Origin of the sequence: Nitrobacter vulgaris, from assembly GCF_002028545.1 — a bacterium.
GTDB lineage: Bacteria > Pseudomonadota > Alphaproteobacteria > Rhizobiales > Xanthobacteraceae > Nitrobacter > Nitrobacter vulgaris.
On the sequence record NZ_MWPQ01000058.1, the window covers coordinates 87,380 to 107,292 of the forward strand.

9 protein-coding genes, 1 tRNA gene and 3 pseudogenes are annotated in these 19,913 nt (G+C 60.1%); 7 read left to right on the top strand and 6 right to left on the bottom strand.

All coding sequences use genetic code 11. The features are described from left to right. Window positions 1–183 precede the first annotated feature (183 nt). Window positions 184–8,169: a SpvB/TcaC N-terminal domain-containing protein gene (locus B2M20_RS16995; RefSeq protein WP_201789034.1), complete on the bottom strand. Its 7,986-nt coding sequence runs from the start codon at window positions 8,167–8,169 to the stop codon at window positions 184–186. 372 nt (window positions 8,170–8,541) lie between these two features. On the opposite strand from B2M20_RS16995, the gene B2M20_RS17000 reads away from it, so the two are divergent. The 4 genes from B2M20_RS17000 to B2M20_RS17015 all read left to right on the top strand — a co-directional run bounded on the left by B2M20_RS17000 (window position 8,542) and on the right by B2M20_RS17015 (window position 11,898). Then, complete coding sequence (locus B2M20_RS17000; RefSeq protein WP_079448213.1) at window positions 8,542–8,826, top strand: hypothetical protein; 285 nt, start codon at window positions 8,542–8,544, stop codon at window positions 8,824–8,826. Window positions 8,827–9,194: 368 nt separating this feature from the next. Next, on the top strand, window positions 9,195–10,214 hold the full coding sequence (locus tag B2M20_RS17005) for a FecCD family ABC transporter permease (protein WP_079448214.1): 1,020 nt from the start codon (window positions 9,195–9,197) through the stop codon (window positions 10,212–10,214). After that, a complete protein-coding gene (locus tag B2M20_RS17010; protein WP_079448215.1) occupies window positions 10,211–10,993 on the top strand; it encodes an ABC transporter ATP-binding protein in 783 nt (260 codons plus the stop codon). Before B2M20_RS17005 ends, B2M20_RS17010 begins: the two co-directional genes overlap by 4 nt. Window positions 10,994–10,998: 5 nt before the next feature. Continuing rightward, window positions 10,999–11,898, top strand: a complete 900-nt coding sequence (locus B2M20_RS17015; RefSeq protein ID WP_079448216.1) for an ABC transporter substrate-binding protein — start codon at window positions 10,999–11,001, stop codon at window positions 11,896–11,898. A 120-nt stretch (window positions 11,899–12,018) separates the two neighbouring features. Here B2M20_RS17015 and B2M20_RS17020 read toward each other — a convergent pair whose 3' ends face one another. The 3 genes and pseudogenes from B2M20_RS17020 to B2M20_RS17030 form a co-directional block, all read right to left on the bottom strand. Further along, window positions 12,019–13,266, bottom strand: a complete 1,248-nt coding sequence (locus B2M20_RS17020; protein ID WP_079448217.1) for an outer membrane beta-barrel protein — start codon at window positions 13,264–13,266, stop codon at window positions 12,019–12,021. A gap of 961 nt (window positions 13,267–14,227) precedes the next feature. Further along, window positions 14,228–14,476, bottom strand: a pseudogene (locus tag B2M20_RS17025) (TonB C-terminal domain-containing protein); the annotation flags it as partial. Further along, window positions 14,476–14,745 (bottom strand): annotated as a pseudogene (locus B2M20_RS17030) (biopolymer transporter ExbD); the annotation flags it as partial. The pseudogenes B2M20_RS17030 and B2M20_RS17025, both read right to left, overlap by 1 nt. A 250-nt stretch (window positions 14,746–14,995) precedes the next feature. Here B2M20_RS17030 and B2M20_RS20420 point away from each other — a divergent pair. From B2M20_RS20420 to B2M20_RS17045, 3 genes and pseudogenes are all read left to right on the top strand, one after another. After that, window positions 14,996–15,088 (top strand): annotated as a pseudogene (locus B2M20_RS20420) (pyocin activator PrtN family protein); the annotation flags it as partial. A gap of 56 nt (window positions 15,089–15,144) precedes the next feature. Beyond that, complete coding sequence (locus tag B2M20_RS17040; RefSeq protein WP_139372940.1) at window positions 15,145–16,227, top strand: endonuclease/exonuclease/phosphatase family protein; 1,083 nt, start codon at window positions 15,145–15,147, stop codon at window positions 16,225–16,227. 32 nt (window positions 16,228–16,259) lie between these two features. Beyond that, window positions 16,260–17,423, top strand: a complete 1,164-nt coding sequence (locus B2M20_RS17045; RefSeq protein WP_079448218.1) for a DUF2235 domain-containing protein — start codon at window positions 16,260–16,262, stop codon at window positions 17,421–17,423. Window positions 17,424–17,704: 281 nt separating this feature from the next. Here the strand turns inward: B2M20_RS17045 and B2M20_RS17050 are convergent. After that, window positions 17,705–17,781, bottom strand: a tRNA-Arg gene (locus B2M20_RS17050). Window positions 17,782–17,919: 138 nt separating this feature from the next. Continuing rightward, the gene (locus B2M20_RS17055; protein WP_079448219.1) at window positions 17,920–19,011 is read right to left on the bottom strand and encodes an HD domain-containing phosphohydrolase; all 1,092 of its coding nucleotides are present in this window, start codon (window positions 19,009–19,011) and stop codon (window positions 17,920–17,922) included. Window positions 19,012–19,913 lie beyond the last annotated feature (902 nt).

The following is a 19,913-nucleotide window of genomic DNA, read 5'->3' on the forward strand; positions in this document are numbered from 1 at the left end:
TCAGTTCATGCGGATCACCGCATGAACGCGATCCGACCGCCGGGACGACAAGGGCCTACCGTTTCATCCTGCTGGCGAGCTCCATAGCTGTCCGCGCTCGCGTCTGCGCAGACGGACGAATAAAACAGAACGGCAAGCGAGCTGGCAGGCGGGTTGATCTGCGTGTGAAGTAATCGATGTCGACTAGTCGCCTAGATATTTCCATTGCAATCTCCTCTCAAAAGCGGCGCGGCGAGCGCCACCGGCATTCCAGTCATTGTTCGGATCCAGCGCGCCTCCAGGACCATGACATTGCGCGCAGAACGGGTTGACGTTCTCACCATTGCGGTATCGCTGCATGGCCCGCTCCTTCAAAACCGGATCAATCGCGATCCAACCCCTGGGCCTCATTTCATAGACCATAATCGGAGCTGCAATGATCGATCCGACAGCAGCGACCGTCCCGCCCACCGCGACAAGACCTGCCCTGCCCAGCCAGGCGCCGCCGGCCATCATTCCACCGCCAGCCAGGCTTGCGCCTCCGCTGGTCACCTTGCCTGCGGTAACGATGCCAGGATCGTGCTCGGTGTCGATGCTTGCCAACATGAAGACGCCGCCGGCGGCATTGAATGCGCCTCCACCTGCGGCGAGCCATCGGGCGCCGCCCGTCATTCCCGGAGCCGCCATCTCCGGAAACGCCGGCATCGGACCTGAGGTCGTGCGTCCATTGATCGTGGCCAGCGGCGATCCGTGGACGGCGTACTTCGTATCGATGACGCCGCCGCCGTATTTCAGATCGCCAAGCAATCTGGCAGAACCGCCGGAGATGTCATCGCCCACCGCAAGCGTCGACCCCGGCTGAGTCACGACGACGTCCAGATTGTGCGCTCCCTTTGGACCGCCCGGGACGCCGCCGATTTGCGTGACGACGCCGTTCACGACGCGCACTTCGGAGTAAATATTCTCCGCACCCAGATAGCCGAGCTGCTTCATGTCATCGAGGACATTCGTCGCCTGAGCATGGGCGGCTGTTCCGAACGGACTGGCGGTACGAGAATTGAAGGTCGGCGGCCTGACCGCACCCGTCTCGAACCCCGCCTGCGCATGCAGGAACGTCAGCAGGTCATCGACCGAATTCGCCGCTTGCACAGGTGCGGCGGCCGCTACCGGAGGCGTCGAACCGGCGATGCTCATGAAGTTCCCGAACAGAGAACTTGCGCCGCTTGCGGCCGTCAAGCTCGACGAGTCGGGCGCGTGGCAGGTCATCGATTGATCGTCGACGGTCGCCAGCGTCGGATCGACGCAAGACTGAGTGGTCGGGTCACATTGCGTGCCGGTCGAGTCGGTAAAGCTTAGTGGGTTGTTACGAACATAGGCGTAGGTGTTCGATCCATCGACCAGCCCTTTCGGGTCGGACGCCGTCCATCGCCCCAGCCAATCGGCGTAGTACCGCGCTTCGCTGTAATACAGCGAGCTTTCGGTATCCCGCTCTTTGCCGCTGTACCGATATCGCTTCGGCGTATCGGTCCGGCTGCGAACCGCTTGATAGGTTGAGCTGCCATACGGCGCATATTCTTCATACGAAATGATCCGCGCCCGGTCGTCGAGTTCGAGGCAGGCGGAACCGAGATGATTGCCGAACTGATATCGAATCAATTGACGCGGCATCGGATCGTCCTGCGCGGTGTCGACAGTACGGGTCTCCACCAAGGCGATGCGCTGCTTGTCGTCCTTCACGTGAAATGTCTCGCGCTCCAGCGCAGCGGTCTGTGGGCTGATGCCGCTCGCGCCGGCGCCTTCGTGCCTCCTAAAGATTTCGAAGCCGCCGAAATCGATGCGTTCTTCGGTGAGGCCGGGCGCCTTTTCCCACACCTTGCGGATGCGCGCGCCTGATCCATCGTAGACATAAAACGCCTGTCCGCCGCCGCCCAGATCGACCTGACGCAGTTGGTCGTTGTAGTCCCAGTGCATGTTTGGACCGGGCGCGCCCCCGCCGAGATGAGGCATACGGACAAAGCTGCCGTGGGCATCGTACAAATAGGACTCGCCCTGTGGAGAATCGCTTCCCGGCTTCAGCGTGCTGCGGGTCAACCGGTTGGTCGTCTTGAGCTGCGTGCCGCCCATTCCGTCTTCGATCAGACTCGCTTCCTCGTACTCGTACGCTCGTGTCCAACCCGGCTTCGCCTGATTGCTACCCCGATGCTGCATCTTCAGGAAATTTCCGACGGCGTCGTACACGTAGCGCTCGATGTACCTGCCCATCGCGTTGCCGTCGTCTGGGGCCAAGCGTCCGGCGGAGTCGGCCGAGCCGTGACCCACACGAGCCGAATCGTCGGGAGCGTACGCGACGGATGTGCCGCCTTGTCCCAGATGCTCTCGACCGGTTCCTTCGATTAATCGATAAAGCGCGTCGTACGTGTAATCGTTGCTCGGCTCGACGCATTTATTTCTGAAAAAGATCGTTTGTTGCGCGTCGTCGCGAATGTGCGTGATGTTGCCCGATGGATCGTAGGTGTAATGAAGGTTCTGTAACCGGTCAGCCGCTTCGCTTCGGGTGTGCAGTTCGACGAGCCGGAACGTGAGCGGATCGTATCGGTAGAACGTGCACGCACCGTTCTTGTAGGCAATGGACAAACGTTGACCCTTGGCATCGTAGTCAATATCGGCGACGCCCACCGATGAAGGTGGCTCGTCTTCCGGATCCAGCAGCGCAACTGGTTGGTCTATCCGCTCGAGCCAGACATCGACGCGCTCCAACAAATTCGCTTCATTAAAAACCGGTTGGACGACGTTGAACGGCTTGGATCGTCCTCCGCGCACGAAATTACTGCGCGGTGCGATGGACTGGATCGGTCGATTGAGCGCGTCGTAGCGCGTGCTGCTTTCAAAGACCTCACAATCCAGCTTCGGATTCAGATTCCAGTCGGGAATCGTCTTGTAATCTGCAACGAGGCGGCGCGTGCTGTGAATCAGGTTTCCTTTGAAATCGAAAGCTTCAACAGGCATCTCGTTCGCGTCGACTCTCGCGCTGATAACGAATCCAGCCGAATCGAAGTGACGGAAAATACGCGTGCGCAAATTGAGCGCTTCAGCATTTGCAATACCTTCGCCGTATTCGCTGCGTTCGATCAGAATATCGCGATCCAAGGTACGAGGATCCGATTCTGCGCTTGTGCCGCGCACCGTCGTCTCGACCAGGCGTCGCAGGGCGTCATACGCGGTCGCGTAGACATGCCCGCGGCTGTCCCACGCTCGAATGGAGTTACCGAGTACGTCCTGGAGTTTCCAGCGCGCGCCAGCCTCCATGCTGGACTGGTAAATGCGATTGCCGGAAACGTCGTAGACGTAGCGCATCATGATCCGGCCGAGCGAATCGTCGCCTTGCTGAACTGCATCGCGGACGACGCGCTGATTGCCTTCGATGTCCAGCTCGACACGCGTTGCAAAAGCATCTTCGCGGCCGTCGAGATCGTGGCCAGCACAGACGACATGGTTCCTTACTACCGTCAGGAAGGGACGGCCGAGCACGTCGAGATGCGCCGTGCTCGGGGTGTCGGCGTGAGCTGCGGCACGCTGGGCGGCAACGCGCTCTTCCTTCCCTAGCTCGCCGTCGATGCGTTGTTCATGCCACGTCCTCCACAGCGGAGCTGAAGGGGATTGCGCCTTGAAGTACGCAGCTACAAATCCGCCGATATCCTCATCAGTCCGTGGATCGCCCGTCTGCGATTGACGCGGCGCGCAAGTATCGTTCGTATCGTACGTCGTCTGGCGCCAGGCATCGAACACAACCTTCTCATAGGTATGGTTCGGATGCAGTGTAGCGATCACCCGCCCGACCGGATCATAGAAGAGCACGGGACTTACACCGACGCGAACACCGAACTCGTGGCTGTGCGTGGCGCTGAAGAATGGCTCAAACTGGCGAACCGGCTTGCCTTTGTTGTTGAAAATCGTCCAGCCCGTGGTGACCCAGCGTCGATTGACGAAGGGCGCGCGCGGATCGTTGGCGTCGAGCGGTCCCGGTTCCGCCTGAACCTTCCGCTGAATCTCGCGGCCGAAGCCATCGGAGTAAGCGAAAGTGAGTTGAATCTTCAGACCCTGCTGTGGCAACGGCGCGTTGACATGCGTCTCGCGAGCGACCGTCGCGCTACAACTCGGCTGCCACTGTGTCGGGTCGTCCGGGTAGGCCGCTTGCGTACGTCGAAAGCGATCTACGTCGTAGACGATACGCGTGGTGGCGCCTTTAAGGAGCGTCCTCGCGATAGCGTGAGGATCGACACTCCCGAACAGGCCGTCGAGCTGCGCTTGATCGAGATCGGCAATGAACTCAGCTAACGAATCGCCTTCGGCCGACGACGGCAGCGGTTTGCCCATGACCGCGGTGCCCACGACCATGCCGAGCGTGTCGAAGATGACTTCCGTCCGGTTGCGGTTAGCATCGCTGACGGTGGTCGGCTGCATTACGATATAGTCGTAACTATCGACCGAGATGCGATTTCCGAGCGCATCTCGCGTCCCCGTAATCAGCAGATCGTAGGCATCGAAATCGACGATCGAGTCCTGGCCGAAGGGACCGCGGTAGCGGCGCGACATGAAAAAGTGAGCGCCAGCTTCTGCGAGTTCCTCCGCCGCAGAAACGTCCTCCACGTGAAAGAACGAGCGTCCCGAGGGCACCCACCAGTGACCGTTCCCGTCGAGGTCAACGTAGCCTCCGGTCGAAGCATCCTGTCCGCCCAGCACAACCGCAGGATCTGGCAGCAGAGCTTCGAAGCTCTGTCCTGGGCGGCGGCGCTGGAACGTTTCATCAAGAAGACCCGGCGTGAACGCGAGCTTGTAACTCTCGCCGGGCAGACAAAGCGATTGAATTTCGCCCGACGGCAGCAAGCCGTCCAGATCGTTGCGACGATAGAGCGTTCGCGCCCATTCAAGTGGCCGCCGCCGCTGACTCCCCGTGGCTATCGCTTCGTAAGCGATATCGGGGCCTGATCGCTTGTGGCGCAGACGATCTGCGCACATCGGATCGGGCTCGACAAAATCCGAGGCCTGGAACCGACCGCTCTTCGCCGTCTGTGTATAGCCGGTCAGCTCGAAGGTAATCGTCTCGTAGGGAAGTGGATTGCGTTGGGCATCAGGCAGCGTGACGGCGTTGGTGAAGCGTGTCTCGACATAGGTCAGCAGTGGGGATGTTTGCCGTGTGCGGTCCCATTGCGTCGACAGCGGAGAGACGCGGCGTCCATAAGCAATCGCAACCTGCTTGAGCACATTACCATAGTCATCCACGTCCAGCGTCAGTGTATGCTGAACGCGCGGATCTTCTGAATGGCGTTCGTAATGATGGGTGATCGATTCACGTTCGTGCGTGAAGAATACCGCGTAGCGATTGAGGCCTCGATGCTGCAGCATCCGGATGCTGAAGTTCTGTTCTGTAATCGTGTAAGGCGTACGTGCTCGTCGGGTCCATGCAGGTGTCGCACGCGGACCCTCAGCGTCGTCCGCATAAACCTCCTGGCGCAGCAGCGTACCTTTCAGAGATCGGCAGGCCTCGCGCTCTTCTTCCGGTGTCAAACCGGGCGGAACGATGGTGTCGTCGAGAAGCTGGGTGCGGGCAGCCGCGAGCGTCAAACCGGGCTCGCGAAAATACTCACGCTCGAACAGACGAGAGATACGGTCCGCGCCGAGGTAAATGCCAGTGTGGAACCAGCTCTTGGTATGCACAGGCGGCACGTGCGATTCGGCAGCGATATTGTCTGTCGGTAAGCCGTCGCCGTCGAACGCCGCAAACCGTTCGGTATCCCACTGCTCGACCATGCCGAAGCCGCGAAACTCGCGCTCCTCGCCATCATAGTGGCCATGATGGTAGGCGAAACGCGTCACGAATCGATTTCGACTGATGTGGTCGGTCGCCTCCACCCGTTCAACGACGTGTACCGGGAACGGCAAACGCGTCACCCACGGCCGCCCTGCTTCTCGATCGGCAAGATAGAACTCGGTGGAGGATTTGTACGTCAGCCGTGTCTCCGCACCGAGCTGATTGTCGTAGCGCGCCAGCAGATGTGGCTTGGTGCCGCGCGCAAGATCGATGAACTCCACCGGACGCCATGCGATGCTCGGAAGCGCGATCGACCACACAAGGCACGCTGTCCCACGGCCGAGCAGGTCGATGACATCGAGCGACACACCATCGGTCAGCACCATTTCGGAGATCGTGCGCGGCTGGCTCAGTCCATTGCCGCTTTCATTGAGAAAGATCTTTACGCCCTTGCGTCCGGCATAGATGACGTCGGTCGGTCCGGAGCCATCGACGTCAGCGAAGCGGATTCGGCGCGCATCGAAGATGCCGTCCTCGTCGAAGCAAGGCGCACCCTCCATCGTAACCTTCACCCCGAACCGGCCGTGGCCAAGATTGGGCCAGTAACAGACCTCACCGTTGCGAACACGAACGAGATCGGACAGTCCGTCGCCCGACATGTCGGCAAGGAACACCGCCTGATCCGCCTGCCCGAACAGCACACGCGGACCACGCTCCTCGTTCCATGGCACGCGCACGCGCACCGCTTCGCCGAAACCAAGGTCGCCCAGGGAGGGATGCCAGGTGATGGCCTGATCATCCATGATCAGAATGTCCGCGAGCCCGTCACCCGACAAATCGGTCAGACGAACGTTCGGACTGCTGAAGTCGACGAGTGGAAAAGCGCGGAACGGCCGAAATGGTGTCCAGCCTTCCTCGTCGGTCCGATCGAAATATCCGCCGGTGCCCTGCACGAGCGTTGCAAGCTCAAGTCGGCCGTCCGAGTCGAGGTCGATAAGCTGCGATCGGCCGCCCTCGCCGATGGGCCTTGAGCGGATCACCTGAACGGAGCCGAACTGGCCGTGCCCCCGATTCGGCTTATAGTACCAAGCGCCCTCCTCCTCCGCGAGCACGCCCGCGATTCCTTCGCCATCAAGGTCGATCCACTGATAGCCATGGCCGGCGACACCCGCGGGAAGATTCTCGAGACTTTCGCGTGGAAGCTGCTCGACTTTCCACTTTTGAGGCGTCGGCTCGTCGAGCGGACTGGGGTTGTAGCTCAGCAGCAACGGGGGTAGCGACCGACGCCGATACAATCCTTCTTCGAGCGGCCGATATCCGGATTGCGTGACGCGCGCCAGACGTGTGCCGAGCGATCTGGCGTCGTAATCGAGCTGAATGTCACGCACGAGCGTTCGCTCGGTCCCAAGCCGCTCCGGCATGCGATGCGCGACGAGAATTCGCTGGCATAATCGATGCGTGCGGATCTCGAAACCGGCGCGCGTTCTCGAAAACGGATCGCGACGCGCCTGCCTTGGAAGCGGCAGATCGTCCGTCCAGCGCACACGTTCGAATCCCTCCGCCTCGGGTTCATGCGCAAATGGCTCGTCGCCATAGTCGAGTACGGCTTCGAACAGCCATCCGGTTTGCGGATCGATCTGCGGCCGTGGAAGATGATTACGGCGCGCCGAATCGAGTGAAACATCGAGCAGCACCGGCCTGCGGTTTCCATACCTGACACGTTTCAGGTACCGGTTCGCGCTCCGGGATCGGAGGCGCTCGCTGGCGCGGGTGATATCGATGCCATCATCGCCTTCGGCTGCATATTCATACTCAATAGCGTTTCCGCGATCGTCGTAGCTGCGGCAGATAAGCCACTCGAAGATGCACTGTGCATCCTCAGGATCTGCAATGCGCGACGCAAGCGTTTCGCCGTATACGGTGAGAACGTTGTCTCGGGAAATGGTGCGCCAGTGGGTGTCGCCGTCGGCGATGCGGGTCCAGCTCTCTATCCGCGAAAAGGTTCCTTCGATGCGAGGTCGAAAGGCTCGCACAAAGTAGCCGCTCACCTCCCGATACGCTGTCCACGGCGCGTCTGCTGCGGTGATCGGCACGAGATCTTCCGATCCGGACAACAGGAAGATATCTGCCGCAGCATCGGCTGCCGCGACATTTTCGGCACGGCGCGCGAAAGGCACGTAACGCGGAACGCCCTTGTCCGTCCGCCTGGAGATAGAAGGAAGGCCGAGCGTCCAACCCAGTCCGAAAGGGCCATTGCCCGACCCGGAACTGTAGGACAAAGCGAGTGCAGGTTGAAATTCGCTGCGACTCTTGCTCAGCGGAATTGGAACGGAGAGGGTTGCTGTGCCATTCACCGGATTGGTTTGAAATTTCTCACCCAATCCTCGAATAGCTCCGCCGCCTTTCGGAACGTTCACCTGCGGTGCCGCAAATGACGACGGCGTCTCGGGTGATTGCTCCGTTTGCGGCATGTGTCCTTCGCCCTATCGATAGTTTTCCGTCCTTTGCTGACACACAGAGGTTCAATCTCAAGGGGACAATCGAGAGCGCGAAACGCGGGAACAGACTCTATTGATTTATCAAGTGGTACCAACCAAGCTCGCTATTTAGTATTTAGCCTTTTGCGAGAGTTCTATCGGTTCAGAGAGAGGCTTGATCTCCCTCGCGGAGCGATAGATCGGCCGATGCCGTATTGCGCGATATCAGGACGATGAGGCTGAGACGAGACGAGCAGTGGTGAATAGGAGCAACCTATGATCGAGGTTCGGCGGGTGGACGACGGCGGCGCACTTAGCTTCGAAGTCGTGGTGCGCGAAGGAAAGGGCGAGACTCGTCACCGCGTTACAATGTCTGAAGTCAAGAGCCAGCAGTTGACCGCCGGAAAGCACACGCCCGAACGCTGCATCGAGGCCGCCTTTCGCTTCCTGCTTGAACGGGAGCCCAAGGAGTCGATCCTCGCTCGCTTCGATATTTCCGTGGTTTCACACTACTTCCCGGAATTCGAGCACGAACTGCCCCGCTATCTCGCGCGATTCTGAAGTCAATTGCACGCTCTATATTAGCTGCGATGCGGAGGAACGTTCGCGGTTGCGCAGGGTCTTCCGCTGTGCTTGTTTGGACCGCATCAAGCTCGCCAAGCGGTGAAACGGCAACGCGGTGCGGGGATTTGTCCTCAATCCTACTGCTGCCGCGAGAGCATTGGCGGCCATGCGTGTCCATCCGGACGCTAACATGGCATGCATGCGCGGAAGCAGATAAAAGCCGCAAAGCGATCAGCCGGTGATGCATTCCGGCGCACGATGGCGGGTCAGAAAATGACAGGGCAGAAATAAAGGGCCGTCATGGGTTTCGCGAAATGCGCTGCCGAGCCGGCCGGACCCGCGGCTTGCCGTGCTTACAACGTCACATGGTGACCGTCGCCGACCGCCAGCGAGCGAGCGTGACGCTCGCGCTGTGCGCGGGTGTCGCGGTGTTGACGCTGATGTCGCTGGGAATAGGCCCTGTGGCGTTGTCGCCGGCAACGATTCTCCATGCCTTGTTTGGCGGCGGTAGCGAAATTCAGCGGATCATTGTGCTGGAGATCCGCTTGCCGCGTACGATCCTCGCGATAGCGATCGGCGCGATTCTCGGTTTGTCGGGCGCCGCCCTGCAGGGACTCCTGCGCAATCCCCTGGCATCGCCCTCGCTGTTCGGCGCACCGCAGGCGGCGGCGTTCGGCGCGGTGCTGGTGATCGCGCTGGGATTGGCCGACATTCATTCCTTTGTATTGCCAATGGCGGCGATCCTGGCTGCGTTTATTTCAGTGTTCGTGCTGCTCGTGATCGCGGGGCGCGAGACGAGTCTGCTGATCCTGATCCTCGCCGGCCTGGCGATCTCCGCTCTTGCAGGCGCGGCGACGTCGCTGACGATGAACCTGTCAAGCAACCCTTTCGCGGCATTGGAAATTGCATTTTGGCTGCTGGGATCGCTGGAAGACCGCAGCTTTCGGCATGTGACGCTGGCGCTGCCGTTCATCGTCGCGGGAGCTGCCACCCTGATGAGCCAGCGTCATGCGTTTTGCACGCTCAGTCTCGGTGAAGAAGCCGCCTTCAGCCTGGGGGTCAACGTCGGCCGGCTTCGGTTGTGGACGATCCTTGGCGTTGCCCTTGGCGTTGGCGGTGCGGTCGCGGTGGCCGGCGCCATCGGCTTCATTGGGCTGGTCGCCCCACACCTGATGCGCCCTCTGATCGGCTACGATCCGGCGAGGCTGCTGGTACCGAGCGCACTGACCGGCGCGGCGCTACTGCTCGCGGCCGATATCGCGGTGCGCGTCATTCCCTCGACCTCGGACATCAAGGTTGGCGTCCTGACCGCGCTGATCGGAGTGCCGTTCTTCCTCTACCTGATCGTGCGCGAGCGGCGGGCGCTGGGTGGAGGAGTGGCATGAGCGAGACGGCTGTTCTCGTCGCATCGTCGCTGTCGGCGAGCCTCGGAAAGAGAGTCGTCCTGCACGACATTTCGCTGGCACTCCCCGGTCGGCACCTTGTCGCGCTGGTCGGGCCGAATGGTGCAGGCAAGACCACATTGCTGCGGGTGCTGGCGGGACTACTGCCCTCGAAAGGCAGGATCGAAGTTTGCGGCGACGCGCTATCATCTCTAAGCCTTCAGGAACGCGCGCGCCGTTTTTCCTATCTGCCGCAGGGTCACCAGATACATTGGCCGCTACCGACAAAGGATGTCGTGGCGCTTGGACGATACCCGCACGGTGCGATCGATCCCGGAAGGCTGACCGACCACGATGCCGCGGCCGTGATGCGGGCGATGCAGATGGCTGACGTGACAGATTTGAGCGATCGTCGCGTGACGGAATTGTCGGGCGGCGAGCGCTGCCGGGTCGCGCTGGCGCGGGTGCTGGCGGTGGAAGCGCCAGTGCTTTTGGCCGATGAACCGACTGCATCGCTCGATCCACGCTATCAGATCGAGATCCTGATCAAACTGCGGGCAACGGCTGACAGCGGAACGCTGGTTGTCGTGGTGACGCATGATCTCGGGCTCGCCGCGCGTTTCGCCGATATTATTCTGGTGATGTCCGAAGGGCGTCTGGTATCGCAGGGACCACCTGCCGACGCGCTTTCGGAGGCCATCATGTCCGAGGTCTTTCGTATCAGAACCTATCGTGCCGACCATGAACGTGAAATCGTCCTCGTGCCGTGGGCGGAAGTTTGATCGCGATGTTGCGGCGTACGAGGTTGCATCGCTTTCGTAAGGCGATCCGGGCCGGTTTCGCCGCCCGGAGAAACGGTGATCTTGTCGCCGTCGCCCTGGCCTTGACCGTCGGCATCGTCACGCCCGCGCACGCCGCGGATCTGCCGCGTGTTGCGTCGATTAATCTGTGCACCGATCAGCTTCTGATGACGCTCGCCGACCCGGTACAGATCGTCGGCCTTAGCCCTTATTCGCGCGATGCCGCACGCTCCTACGCCGCGGACGAGGCAAAGAAGTATCGGCGGCTCTCCGGCGAGGCGGAGGACGTGCTGATGCTCAGACCCGACGTCGTTGTTGCCACCCAGTACACCAAGCGCGCGACGCGGGAGCTGCTGAAGCAGCAAGGGATGCGCGTGGTCGAATTCGATCTCGCAACATCGATCGATGACGTGAAGGAACAGATTCGCCGGATGGGCGATCTTGTCCGGCATCCGGACCGCGCGCAGATCCAGATCACGCGGCTCGACGCTGCGGTGGCCCGCGCAAAGGAGGCGGCGGCGCGCAGGCCCTATCGGGTGCTGGCGCTGTCGCGACGCGGCTGGGTGTCGGGCGATAACAGCCTCACGAGTGCACTGCTCTCGGTCACCGGGCTGTCGAACGCGGCATCCGGTCTTGGCATTACGCACGGCGGGTTTGCAAAGCTTGAAACCATTGTTGCCGCTCGACCGGATCTTATCCTGATATCGGACGGCAGCGATGTCGCCGAAGACGAAGGCAGCGCGCTTCTGTTGCACCCGGCGCTGGAGAAGATGTATCCGCCATCGCGGCGCATCGTGATTCCTGAAGATCTCACGGTGTGCGGCGGGCCGATGCTTGCCGAGGCGCTGGACCGGTTGATCGCGGAGCTGAAGCGAATCGGAGACTAGGCTTAGGACTCATAAACGCCGTCCGGTATCGCGCCGGGTTCCTCCGCTTACCGCGGAAGGCGCGTCCATACGCCCTTGCCGGAGCGGCGTGATCCCTCGACCGTGCTGCGCCGGTAGCCGTCAGAAGAGAATGCCGGTCTCCACCAACGCTCGGACCTGATCGCGTTGGTTGAGATCGCGGCCGAAGCCGTAGCCGGCTTCGAGATGGCCAACTCGGACATAGGACAACTCTCCACGCACGAAGAATAAGCCCTTCTCGTAAGTCGGAGTGATGGTAAGCGACCAGGCGTCGCTCTTTGCCCCATAGAGCAAATTTGTCGGCGTGCAGTTAGGGTCGGCGCCACACGTTCCGCCGGTCGCCTTTATATATTCGGCGCGGGCGCCGAGGGACCACTCATGGTTCAACGTGTATTTGGCGAGGAGGGCACCTCCATAGGTGCCGGCCGCGCGATTGATTCCGAGTTGATCATCACGCCCAACGTGGTTGTATTGCAGGTATGGCGTGAGTGTTAGCGGGCCGCTGGTGTATGTGTAGATCAGGTTGAAGATGCTGCTATTGTTCTGCAATAGCGGCGTTGCGGTTGAGGATTTGTCGTTTGGCGACAGACTGCCCGCACCCACGAAGGCGATCGAATGCGACGAATCGATCGCATACGTCAGCGCGCCCGAAAGCCAGTTCAATGTGCCTGAGAAAAAGCCATCGTTCAGTGACACTGACGCGCTGAGCGGGCCGTGCCCATAATTGATCTGAACGCCGCGGTTGACTGCGTTCTCCTGATTCCAAAGCAGCCCGCGCGCGATGTTGATGTTCTGGAAGGTGAAGGTCGACTCGGCCCCCACCAAAGTTGGCAGGTGGCCCGCTACAACTGACAGCTCAGGATTGATCACCGCCTTGGCATAAGCAACAGAAACTGGACCATATAGCTGGCCTGTCGCCTTTGTCGCTTGCAGATAGGAGGAGCCGAGGACTGGCACAGAATACGCGCCCCCCTGAATGTAGAACTGCACCGGCCCCTTGGTCGTTTGAAGCTCGATCTGAGCGCTGGTCACATCGACGAAACTGCCCTCATTGCCGGTCCCCCCGGCGTGGGTGGGATGAGTTTGGAGTGCGCCGATTCCGATCAGTTGGCCGCCGACGAAAACCGAACCAAGCTGACCCGCATCTATCGAGAAGGGGTCGGAATTTGGCACAAGCGGGCCAGAAAAGCTGGGCGTGGAAAGAGGCTCGGCGTGCGCGACTCCTACATCGAAGAGCGCGCTGCAGCCGCCCAGCGTGAGGGCGAATTGCAAGATCCCGAGATCGAATCGACGACGCGCGGTGCGCCCGGACGTCTGAAGTGTTTGCGAATATGGCGATTGTGATGTCATCGGTGCATTCCCCTCCTTGGAAGGGTCAATGCGCGCGAGAACTAAGAGGGGTCGCGGAAAAGCGACGCCTTATCTTTCGGCGGTACGTAAGGCGCCGCGGCCGTTTCGCGTGTATTCGGTTGTCCTCTTGAGCGTTGGACATGGTCCTCACCAAACTAAGAAAGCGACGAAGGGGCGGGTTATCGTTTCCTGGGACCAGATCCCGCAGAGCGATCACCAGGGGACAGCTCTTGAACGTGTCCCGCGCCACACAAAGCAAAACATGTGCCAGCCGATCGGCACTCGCTATTGCTGCGGTCTGCTTCGCACTTGGCCTTTGGCAGCACCTAAGACGGACTGCCAAGGCGGGGATGCCCGTTCATCCTCGCTTAGCCCCTCATGTCAGCGATTTCCGTCGATTGAATTCCAAGGGAAGGAGTGAGGCTGGAGCTATTGACGATGAGCACTGCATAAAATTTCATCGATCGGCATAGGAACGCCATAGGCCGACCCCAGACGCCTCATTGGAGATCTGAAAATGCAGGATTTTTCGGAGGACGGCGCCTCGCCTGGGTAAGCAGGCGAACTGGGACGAGTGATGCTGGCAAGCCGCTCTAACGAGATATTCCAGAAAACATAAACCAAGAACTAAATTTGGCGGCGGCCGCATTTCGCTGCCCGCGCGGGGGTTTTCGCGCGTCTATTTTCCCGCTCCGGATTGCCTGCCGACAATGGATGCTGAACTCCGGTTATCCTTTCATCGCTTATGCACCCCGTTAGGTGCTTGCACGGCATTAAATTTGGGCAGTGATCTGCGTGGATTCTGGGCAAAGCGATGCTGTGGCCATCTCATTCAAGATGAGCCGAGCCATTCTACTCGGCGGGAGTTATGCGCGATGCAATCGGAAAAAATTGAACAGAATAAAGCGTGCGAAAGCTATTCTGCTACTTTCTTAAGCACCTATGTCGGCGTCAGCTTGGTTGCGTTATCGAAGACCGGATCACCCGATCCCTTCACGATGGTGGCCGACACGACATGGCCGAGGCGATCGAGCACGAAGTTGACGAGGATCTCGACGTTTTTCTGGATGTGTTCAGGCGGATAGCGCTTGTGCTTGTCGAGATGAGCGACCAATTCCTTCTGCCAGGTGGCCAGGATCCGGCGCGCGCTTGCGCCGGTGCCTTGCTGCGGCGCGACCGAACGCTCCGATTCCTGGGCATTCTCAACGCTCAGGGCTTTGCTGCGTTAGCCGCGGCCGGAACGGACTGGGCGTCCGGAACACCCTCGAGCGCAACCAGCTTGATTTTCGTGAAGCCGCCCACGCGCAGGATCTCCAGCACGTCCATCAGGTCGCCGTAAGGCACCGCGCGGTCCGCCCGCAGAAAGATGAAACTGTCCTTGGTTATGTTCGGTGTGTTGTCCAGCGTCCGCACCAGATCGACGCGCTTGACCATGGTCTCGCCGATGGCGACGGCAAGATCGGCCTTGATGCTGACATAGTCCGTCGCGTTCTTTGCGACGATTGGCCAGCAAAGTCTGCGCGAGCCGCGGTGCAAACGAGCGTAACAAACAAATAAAGCTTCAGCCGCCGCGCATGGATCGCGTGAGACGAGGCGGTCAGGGCGTGATGTGCTGTGATCCAGCCATCTGCGCTCCGTTTCCGATTGACCCGCTCGGGCTCCGAAGGAATCCTGTGTCCTGTCGACCGCGAGACCATGTTGACGTGATGCACGAGGTGCGTTTGGACATGCGCAGTATGTTGGCCGAGCTGTCATTCCGGTAGAGCTTGTGTGCCGGGATTATCTCAGACACCTCACGCCAGAGAAGCTCGTCAGAAAGGTATCGTACTTCCACAGCCGAGCATATTGTTTTCGGCCTACTGAGCGAAGGGGATGGTCATGGTCCAATACTCGGGGCTGCGGTTCTGGAAGGATGTCGGAACAAGGGACCGTACCATTGACCGCTTGCTAGCGTTGCGCACAGGTCTCGCTAAGAACGTAACACCCAACAACAAGCAGGATTCCTTTCACCTCGCGACCTGGAATATCCGAGACTTCGGCGGCAGCCGGCTAAACCCGTCGCCACGCCTGCCGGAGTCTCTGCTCTACATCGCTGAGGTGATTTCCGCCTTCGATCTGGTCGCGGTGCAGGAGGTCAACGAGAACATGACCGACTTCCAGAAGGTCATGAAGCTGCTCGGTCCGCATTGGGACTATATCGTCACCGACCAGAGCGGAAACATGGAGCGGCTCGCCTTCGTTTTCGACACCCGCAAAATCCGGTTTCGTCATGTCGCCGGCGAGATCGTGCTGCCGGCGAAGAAGGGCAAGGAGGTTGCTCAGTTCAACCGCACGCCATTCCTTGTCGCCTTCCAGGCCGGCTGGTTCAAGTTCAACATCTGCACCGTGCATATCTATTACGGCACAGCACAGGACACCGCGCAGCGCAAACGCGAGATCGCCGATATCGCATCGTTCTTCACCGCGCGACAGAAGAAGGATGGCGAGACCTACATCCTCCTCGGCGACTTCAACATCCTCAATCCTGACGACCCGACCATGAACGCGCTGCTCGGCGGCGGCTTCGAGGTGCCGGCCGAGCTGCGCAAGCCGACCGCGCTGGCGAGCGCGAATTATTACGATCAGATCGCGTTGCGCACGCAGAACAAGCTGGTCGAGATCAGGAACGCCGGCTGCTTCCGCTGGCAGGACTATGTGTTTCGCGACGAAGCAGACTATGAGGCCTACAAACCCTTAATGCCGACCAAGACCAAGACCGGCAAGGACGCGAAGACGGACAACAAAGCCTATAGAACTTGGCGCACATGGCAAATGTCGGACCATCTGCCGCTGTGGACCGAGTTCAAGATGGATTTCACGGAGTCCTATCTCACCAGCTTGAAAGCCGGCGCGACGCCCCTGGCGACATTCGCTCCTGAGTCGGGTCCGCGCCCCGAGGCCGGGCCGACATCCGACAGCTGACCGGTCATGTCTTCCGGCCAGGAGTCGTACGCGTGAGCAAGAACATCGTCATCTGCTGCGATGGCACCGGCAACGAGGTCGAAGGCAACCTTTCCAATGTCCTCAAACTGTTTCGCATCGCTCAGAAGAACGAGCATCAGCGCGTCTACTACAACCCTGGAATTGGCACGATCGGCAGTCGCGACGCCTGGATGCGGCTGAAGCAGAACACCAAGGCAGTGTTCGGTCTCGCCACCGGCTATGGCCTCGACGGCGATATCCTTGGCGCTTATCGGTTTATCGCCCAGCAGTACGAGAAGGACGATTCCATCTTTCTGTTCGGCTTCAGCCGCGGCGCCTACACCGTGCGCGCGCTGGCGGGCTTCATCCACATGGTCGGGTTGTTGCCGCCTGATCAGCTCAATATCGCGGACTACGCGCTGACGGCCTATAAGCGCGCCAGCGAGGAGAACGATCTCAGCATCGCCTGGAATTTTAGCCAGATCGCCGGCGGCCGCCGCGCCACCATTAAGTTCATTGGTGCATGGGATACGGTCGCCTCGGTGCTGGTGCCACGTCGCGACCGGATCATCCCGACGTTGCTGATGCTGCCCTACACTCGCGTCAATCCGAGCGTCGAGGTCTTCCGCCACGCGATGGCGATCGACGAACGCCGGCGCATGTTCCGCCTCAACCGCTGGACCGCGCCGCAACCGTTCGTCGCCAATCGTTTCGATTCATCAGCGTCGCCTCAGGCCCAGGACATCAAGCAGGTCTGGTTCGCAGGCGTCCATGCCGACGTTGGCGGCGGCTACCCCGAGACGGAAAGCGGCCTCTCCAAATTCCCGTTGGCGTGGATGATCGATGAAGCGGTCACCCACGGGTTGAAGATCAATACCGCGATGAAAAACCACCTCGTGCTCGGCCGGCCACGCGAGGGTGGGCGAAACACCTATGTCGCGCCTGATGCGCAAGGGCCTCTGCACGATTCGCTGACATCAGCCTGGAAAATACTGGAGTGGCTGCCGAAATCGGCGAAGTGGAAGGAATGGGAGCGTCGCGAACTTCTCGGGTTCTACATTCCCGATGGGGAGCCAAGAGTTTTAGCCGATCCGTCCATCAAACCTCGCATTCACCAGTCCGTTGTCAATCGCAAGGCGCAGACGCCTGACTATGCGCCCGTCAACTTTCCGGGCGAATTTGACATCGAGCCATGATGTTGGCCGACGCGGCAACCCATGACCTTATCCTGAACGATGACGTTGCGCGCTTTGTACGTTGCTAACGCCGCTTCGCAGGATCTCACGCCACTCAGGCCGATGAAGCGCGACACCTCGCAGAGACCGTCAACGTCATGGGTGCTTCGGACCAGGAGCAACACGGGCGCCGCAGAAATGGTCAGTGAGCATCGTGGTTGCAATGTGGTTGCAACTCCAATCTCGTTCTTGACCGTCCGTGAGATGACTTCACGTAATTATTTGATTATATTTGGGGAAACTGGCGCACCCGACACGATTCGAACGTGTGACCTTTGCCTTCGGAGGGCAACGCTCTATCCAGCTGAGCTACGGGTGCGAGGCATTCCATTTAGCCGATTGACGCGAGGCGGGCAACGCCCAGACGCGCCGTCCTTCGAAAATCACCGTGGCTGCTCGGAGACTGCCCGGATATGGAGACTGTCCGGATGATGGGCACGCGCCCCGGCGCGACAGGTCAACAACCTAGCGCCACCGGACGAAACGCCTGCAGCAAATGCTGATCGATCTTGCCGCCCATTTCTTCCATGGTCGCAAAGGATTTGGCGTGCGTGAAAGGAAGGCGATAGGCCCGCTTCTCGACCAGCGCGGCATGAATGTCCACGATCGTGGTGAGGCGCACGATGTCGCTAATCTGATCGCCACGCAGGCCATCCGGATAGCCCGAGCCATCAAGCATCTCATGATGGTGCAGAACAACGTCGAGCATCTCGGACGGAAAGCCGCCCTGCCTCAGCAAGGCTTCGTAGCCAAGGCGCGCATGCCGGCGAATTTCATTCTTCTCCTCGTTGTCGAGCTTACCTGGCTTGTCGAGAATCGCGACGGGAATGAAGGCCTTGCCCACATCATGGAGCAAGGCGGCGCGAGCAAGCCGGCGCTGATCTTCCTCGCGCATTCCGAGCTGCTGCGCGAAAGCGGCGGCGAAGCCTGTGACAAACAGACAGTGACGGTAGGTATGAGTATGGTGGCGGCCCACGGTGGCTAACCAGTCACGCAACGAGGAGAGCTTGATCGCCATCAAAATCTCTTGCTCCGCCTCCATGACATCGCTGAATGAGAGCGGAACGCCGGCTGGAAGATTCTCGAAGATCTTCACCAGCACGGCATGAGCTGCGGCAATACCGCGATTCAGAACGTTGGCGTTCGCCGCCGCGCCACTATCGTTGTCGTCCGGAAATGCGGCACGGACACGCTGTAGAACGACTTGCGCATCCAACGGGCGCGAGATGGTATCGGTGGCGCCGAGCGCCCACGCCTGCATCGATTCGTGATGAAGGGCATCTGCAAGAACGAACAGCCGCGGCATCGATCGATAGACCTCGGCGCACAGCTTGCTGCGTACCTGCAGCACGCTTTCGGGGGAACGCAGATTGATATCGACGACGATGCCCGAAAATCGACCGTCCGGCCTGTCCGGAATCCCGGAAGTCAATGTGGTATCAACGTCGGCTGCGCATTGCAGAATGGCCCACAAATCGCTGCTGCGGTCGGTCCGGTCGGACGCCAGAAGCAGGCGGCGCCTTGTGCGCGATCCGGTTGTGAGCGTCATCGGTCCTCATTGGTGTCAGCCCAACGCTTCGTCACTTTAGACGATAAGTAGATTCGCGAAGATTAAAGGGTAGTGTTAACGCTGCGTAAGTTGCTCGCCAGGAATTCAACGGACCGGTGAGAATGATCACTGATCCTGCCAACACGCGTGGAGACAAAGCGCGAATGTGTTAGAACCCAGCATCAAAGCTTTTCGCGAATTGCGAGTCGCGAATTTCTGATGATTTCCATTCTTTTGTGCCAGCTAGGCGGCATCATGAAACAGCGGACATTGGTCTTTGGGTCGAGATGGGTCTTCGGGTCGACATGCCTTGTTGCATTTTTAACGGCCTGGACCGCTCCGGGACACGCGCAGCCGACGGTCGTGGGGCCGACATCTTCCCCGCCATTCACGGCAACGCTTTCAAACAACATCCCGTTGGCTATCGGTATGGATGAAATAACTGCCGCATATGCACTCGGCGGGTCACTGAACTACATTGAAGGCCCTCCCGGCGACGAAGTATTTCTAGCGCTCCGAAACTTCAGCGCCAGCGGCTTCTTCAACCAAAAGCATAGACTCTATTTGCAGTTCCGCAGAGGACGTCTCGTGGGCTGGAAGGGCGATTGGGGCCATAACTGGATGTGGCGATAACTGCGGCTATCGTCGAGAGGAATAGCAATTGGCTTGCATCCCGCCGTAAGGTCAGATGTCGCGGCCCATCGATCTGGTCGGCGTGCGCGCCTCGCCTTCTTCGCCGGACATCTCAGGAGTAAGAACGGCGCCTCAGAACCAGCGTTCGTCGACGAGGACGGTGTCGCCGGGGCTGAGCGGCGTAGCGGGGGGGGGGGGGAGACGGTGATGAGGGACGGCCCCCGGCCCTGGGGGGGGGCTGGCCCTTCTACACACCTCAGCTCGCCGAC

Excerpts from the sequence above, each read along its gene's own strand:
- B2M20_RS17000 (WP_079448213.1), top strand. The coding sequence starts at position 8,542 with ATGATCGAGGTTCGGCGGGTGGACGACGGCGGCGCACTTAGCTTCGAA.
- B2M20_RS17005 (WP_079448214.1), top strand. The coding sequence starts at position 9,195 with ATGGTGACCGTCGCCGACCGCCAGCGAGCGAGCGTGACGCTCGCGCTG.
- B2M20_RS17010 (WP_079448215.1), top strand. The coding sequence starts at position 10,211 with ATGAGCGAGACGGCTGTTCTCGTCGCATCGTCGCTGTCGGCGAGCCTC.
- B2M20_RS17015 (WP_079448216.1), top strand. The coding sequence starts at position 10,999 with ATGTTGCGGCGTACGAGGTTGCATCGCTTTCGTAAGGCGATCCGGGCC.
- B2M20_RS17020 (WP_079448217.1), bottom strand. The coding sequence starts at position 13,266 with ATGACATCACAATCGCCATATTCGCAAACACTTCAGACGTCCGGGCGC.
- B2M20_RS17040 (WP_139372940.1), top strand. The coding sequence starts at position 15,145 with ATGGTCCAATACTCGGGGCTGCGGTTCTGGAAGGATGTCGGAACAAGG.
- B2M20_RS17055 (WP_079448219.1), bottom strand. The coding sequence starts at position 19,011 with ATGACGCTCACAACCGGATCGCGCACAAGGCGCCGCCTGCTTCTGGCG.